Source organism: Kitasatospora sp. NPDC001159 (assembly GCF_053598235.1).
Genome location: NZ_JBSFJV010000209.1, coordinates 1 through 4,949, shown reverse-complemented (window position 1 = coordinate 4,949; position 4,949 = coordinate 1). Strand labels below are relative to the sequence as shown.

At 69.4% G+C, this 4,949-nt stretch carries 2 protein-coding genes and 1 pseudogene; 1 reads left to right on the top strand and 2 read right to left on the bottom strand.

Annotated features, from left to right (window positions below; translation table 11 throughout):
* Nucleotides 1-488: 488 nt before the first annotated feature.
* On the top strand, nt 489-1,859 hold the full coding sequence (locus tag ACWC9T_RS40755) for an NAD(P)/FAD-dependent oxidoreductase (RefSeq protein WP_449826069.1): 1,371 nt from the start codon (nt 489-491) through the stop codon (nt 1,857-1,859).
* Between the two features lie 401 nt (nt 1,860-2,260).
* Here the strand turns inward: ACWC9T_RS40755 and ACWC9T_RS40750 are convergent, their stop codons facing one another.
* Nucleotides 2,261-4,819 carry an ABC transporter permease gene (locus tag ACWC9T_RS40750; protein ID WP_449826068.1) on the bottom strand — a complete coding sequence of 853 codons (2,559 nt, stop codon included), beginning with the start codon at nt 4,817-4,819 and terminating at the stop codon, nt 2,261-2,263.
* 49 nt (nt 4,820-4,868) lie between these two features.
* Nucleotides 4,869-4,949, bottom strand: a pseudogene (locus ACWC9T_RS40745) (ABC transporter ATP-binding protein); the annotation flags it as partial.

Here is a 4,949-nt window from a genome sequence, read left to right as displayed (position 1 = left end):
GCCCGGCGGTGCAGACCCACAACGGGGCCTCTGAGTTCTTCCAGCTGGACGCCGAACTGACCGGTCGGGTACACGAGTTGGCCCGCGCGCACAGCCCCTCCGGGGCGCCGGAGCCGGGGCGCGCCCGGACGCGGGCGGAAATGTTCGTGAATTTCTTCACATGGCGACCCGGTCATTCGTCGCGCCCTGGGGCCCGCTACGCCCGAATTGTGAGACCGAAGGCCTGCCCGTGATCGGGCCCGCTGGATCGCAGGTCAGGCCTCGTTTGAGGTTTGAAAATCGAAATCACGCACGGGAACCCGGGTGTAGTGCGGATCGTTGCTGCTCAGCAGGGTGGTGCTCCGGCGCTCGCGCACAAGGGGTCGTTGGGCCCTGTGAGCCGGCATACCGGGGCCGTTTTTGTGGGCGCGGAGTGTAGCACGGGGTGTCCATGAGCTTGTGACCGGGCTCACGAAGGCTGCTCCGGACGGTGCTGGATACTTTCGGATATGAGCACCACGGAGCGTCCTCGCATCCTCATTGTCGGCGGTGGTTACGTCGGCCTGTATGCCGCGATGCGCATCCTCAAGAAGATGCGCTACGGCGAAGCGACCGTCACGGTCGTGGACCCGCGGTCGTACATGACGTACCTGCCCTTCCTCCCCGAGGCGGCCGGCGGCAACGTCGCGCCCCGCAACCTCGTCGCGCCGCTGCGCAGCGCCCTCAAGAAGGCGGAGGTGCTGACCGGTTCTGTCACCGGTATCGACCACGCCCGCAAGGTCGCCACGATCCAGCCCGCGGCCGGCGACAGCTACGAGCTGCCCTTCGAGTACCTGGTCGTCGCGACCGGCTCGGTCTCCCGCACCTTCCCGATCCCGGGTCTGGCGGAGAACGGCATCGGCATGAAGACGGTCGAGGAGGCCATCGGCCTCCGCAACCACGTCATGGCCCAGCTCGACAAGGCCGAGTCCACCACGGACGAGGAGGTCCGCCGCAAGGCGCTGACCTTCGTCGTCATCGGCGGTGGCTTCGCCGGCGTCGAGACGATCGCCGAGATCGAGGACATGGCGCGCGACGCGTCGAAGCTGTACAAGACCGTCAGCCGTGACGACATGCGCTTCGTCATGGTCGAGGCGGCCAACCGCATCCTCCCCGAGGTCGGCCCGGACCTGGGTCTGTGGACCAAGGAGAAGCTGGAGGAGCGGAAGATCGAGGTCTACATCGAGACCTCGATGGACTCCTGCATCGACGGCCACGTCATGCTGAAGAACGGCATGGAGATGGACGCCTCCACCATCGTGTGGACGGCGGGCGTCAAGCCGAACCCGGTGCTGGCCAACTTCGGCCTGCCGCTGGGCCCGCGCGGCCACGTCGACACCGCGCCGACCCTGCAGGTTCAGGGCTTCGACTACGTCTGGTCCGCCGGCGACAACGCCCAGGTGCCGGACCTCGCCGCTGGCGAGGGTGCCTGGTGCCCGCCGAACGCGCAGCACGCCTGCCGTCAGGCCGTCGTCCTCGGCGACAACGTGATCTCCGGCATGCGGGGCTTCCCGCAGAAGGAGTACAAGCACAAGAACCTGGGTGCGGTCGCCGGTCTCGGCCTGCACAAGGGTGTCGCCATCCTGTTCGGCAAGGTCAAGCTGAAGGGCCGCCTGGCCTGGTGGTTCCACCGTGCCTACCACGGTGCGATGGTCCCGACCTTCAACCGCAAGGTGCGCGTCTTCACCGACTGGACCCTCGCGATGTTCCTGAAGCGCGAGATGGTCGGCCTGTCCCAGATGGAGCGGCCGCAGCTGCCGATCCAGGAGGTCACGCCGCCCACCAAGCCCGCCGTCGAGGCCGCCAAGCCGGCCGCCGACAAGGAGCTCGCCAGCAAGTAAGCGACTGGACCCCGGTGTGGGAGCGCCGGGGTATGAGTCGGAGGCCCTCCGCCCGGCAGTGACGCCGGACCACGACCTCCGTGGTGCTCAGCCGGCCGTGTGACCGGGCGGAGTACAGCAGTAGTGGAGCCCCTGCCGAAACCCTCCGGCAGGGGCTCTCGCTGTTACTCCCCCGCTCGCCTCCGGGGCGCTCTGACCCGGTGCCGACGGTCGGTGCTCCGGCGCTCGTGCCTCGCTGGCCTTTCGGCACCGGCGCGCCCCTTCGGCTCGGGGGCCGTTACTCCCCCGCTCGCCTCCGGGGCGCTCTGACCCGGTGTCGACGGTCGGCGCTTCGGCGCTCGTGCCTCGCTGGTCGCTTCTCCCTTTCGGCACCGGCGCGCCCCTTCGGCGGGGTCGGACCGTCAGTCGGTTTTGATGCTCGACAGGATGTCCAGCTTGGACGCCCGGCGGGCCGGCCAGATCGCGGCCACCAGGCCGACCAGCCCGGCCAGCGCCAGGAACATCGCCAGCTGGCCGTACGGCAGGACGGTGGTCAGCCCGGCCACGCTGGACTTCAGCGTCCCGTTGATCGCCCAGGCGATGAAGCAGCCGAGCAGCAGGCCGACACCGGCGCCGAACAGCGAGATCACCACCGACTCCAGTCGGACCATCCGCTTGATGCCGCGGCGGTCCAGGCCGATCGCCCGCAGCATCCCGATCTCGCGCTTGCGCTCGAAGACCGACATCGCCAGCGTGTTGATCACACCCAGGACCGCGATCAGGACCGCCATCCCCAGCAGGCCGTACATCAGGTTCAGCGCGAAGGTGATGACCTGGCTGAAGCCGTCCCGGACGTCCTGCTTGGACTTGACCTCGATCACCGGGTTGGTGCCGGTGGCGTCCTTGAGCGACTGCTTGAGCTCGGCGGTGGCGCCGTTCTTGCCCTTGACCAGGACGTCGGCGATGTACGGTTTCGCCTCGTGCTTGGCGATCTCGCTGTTGGCCAGCAGGACCGGGCCGAGAATGCCGCCCTTCTCGTACACTCCGCCGACGGTGAGTTGACCGGTGGAGCCGTCCGGGAAGGACGCCGTCATCGTGGACCCGGTGGTGACGTTGAACTTGGTGGCGACGTCCTGGTCCACCAGCAGCTGGCCCTTGCCGAGCGCGGCGGTGGAACCGCTGGTCAGCTTGATCGCGGCGATCTGGTCGAAGGCGTCGGCGTTCAGACCGGTGATCGACTTGGAGGTGCCGTCGAGCTGCCAGTAGGCGGCGGTCATCGGCGAGGAGGCCGCGACCCCGGGGGCCTTGGCGATCTGGGCCGGCACCTGCTCGGAGAGGTTCATGCCGTTGGCGGCCGAGACGATGTAGTCGGACTTCATCGACTTGGTGACGGCCCGGTCGACGGTGTCGCCGACCGAGGTGCCGATCACGGTGAGACCGGCGACCAGGGTGAGGCCGATGGTGAGCGCGGCGGCGGTGGCCGCGGTGCGGCGCGGGTTGCGCACCGCGTTCTGCTGGGCCAGCTTGCCCGGGGTGCCGCCCAGCGCCCGCAGCAGCGGGCCGACCAGCGCGACCACCGGGCGGGACAGCAGCGGCAGCAGGACGAACACACCGATCAGCGCCAGGAAGGCACCCGCGGCGACCGGCGTCCGGCCGCTGTCGTTGCCGGTGGAGGCGCCGTAGCCGATCAGCGCGAGGCCGCCGGCGGCGAGTACCGCGCCGATGGTGTTGCGGACCACCAGGCTCTTCTGGGTGGTCGGCTGGTCGCCGCTGCTCATCGCGGCCACCGGCGCGATCCGGGCGGCGCGCAGGGCCGGCAGCAGGGCCGACAGGACCGTCACCACGACGCCGACCACGACGGTCACCACGACGGTGAGCGGCTTGATCACCAGCGCGCCGCTCGGCATGTTCTCGTTCAGCGAGCCGATCAGGGACTGCATCCCGGCGCCGATCCCGATGCCGGCCAGCAGACCGGCCACCGCGGAGACGGTGCCGATCAGCAGGGCCTCGATCAGTACGGAGCGGGTGACCTGCTTGCGGCTCGCGCCGATCGCCCGCAGCAGCGCGAGTTCCTTGGTGCGCTGGGCGACCAGCATGGTGAAGGTGTTGGCGATGATGAAGATGCCGACGAACAGCGAGATGAAGGCGAAGACCAGCAGCATGGTGCGCATGCTGTTGGTGCCCTCGGTGATCTGCGCCTGCTCGTCCGCCTGCAGCTTGGCGCCGGTCTCGATGTCGAACTGGTGGCCGGACGGCACCTTGGGCTGGACCTGGGCGAGCAGCGCGTCCTCGGAGGTGCCGGGCTTGGCGGTGAGCACGATGCTGCTGTAGCGGCCCGGCTCCAGCAGCGTCTGCTGGGCGGTGGCCTTGTCGAACAGGGTGAGCGTGCCGCCCGTGTTCACCACCGGGTCGTCGGTGGTGAAGACGCCGGTGAGCTTCGCCTCGATCACCGGCCCGTTGGCGGCCACCCGCACGGTGTCGCCGACCTTGTAGCCGCCCCGGTCGGCGGTCTTGCGGTCGAGCGCGATCTCCTTGGCGTTCTTCGGGCCCTGCCCCTCGGCCATCGGGTAGCGCGGGTCCTTGCCGTCCTGGCCCGGGGCGAAGTTGGCGCCCTTGGCGGCCCAGACCTCGCCGATCAGGTTGCCCTTGTGGTCGGCGACCCCGGTGAAGCCGCTGACCACGCCGCGGGCGCCCGCCGCGTCGGGCAGGGTGGCCAGCTGCTGGACGGTGGCGTCGGTGAGCGTGGCGGAGCCGCTCTCGCTCTTCTGCTTGGCGGAGGCGGCGGAGCCGGCCGCGCGGTCCACGACCTGGACGGCGATGTCCGAGTAGCTCTTGGAGTTGCTGTCCCGCAGGGCCTTGCCGAAGGTGTCGGAGAAGACCATGGTGCCCGCGACGAAGGCGGTACCGAGCATGACGGCCAGTGCCGTCATCAGTAGCCGGCCCTTGTGGGCCAGCACGTTGCGCAAAGCGGTGCGATACATGAGGTGTCCTGGGAAGGTTCGGTGAAGCGGGCTGCGGGCTGTCGCCGGGTCAGCTGGTGCGGCCCTTGGCGTCGAAGCGGCGCATGCGGTCCAGGACGGTGTCGGCGGTGGGGCCGTGGAGTTCGTCGAC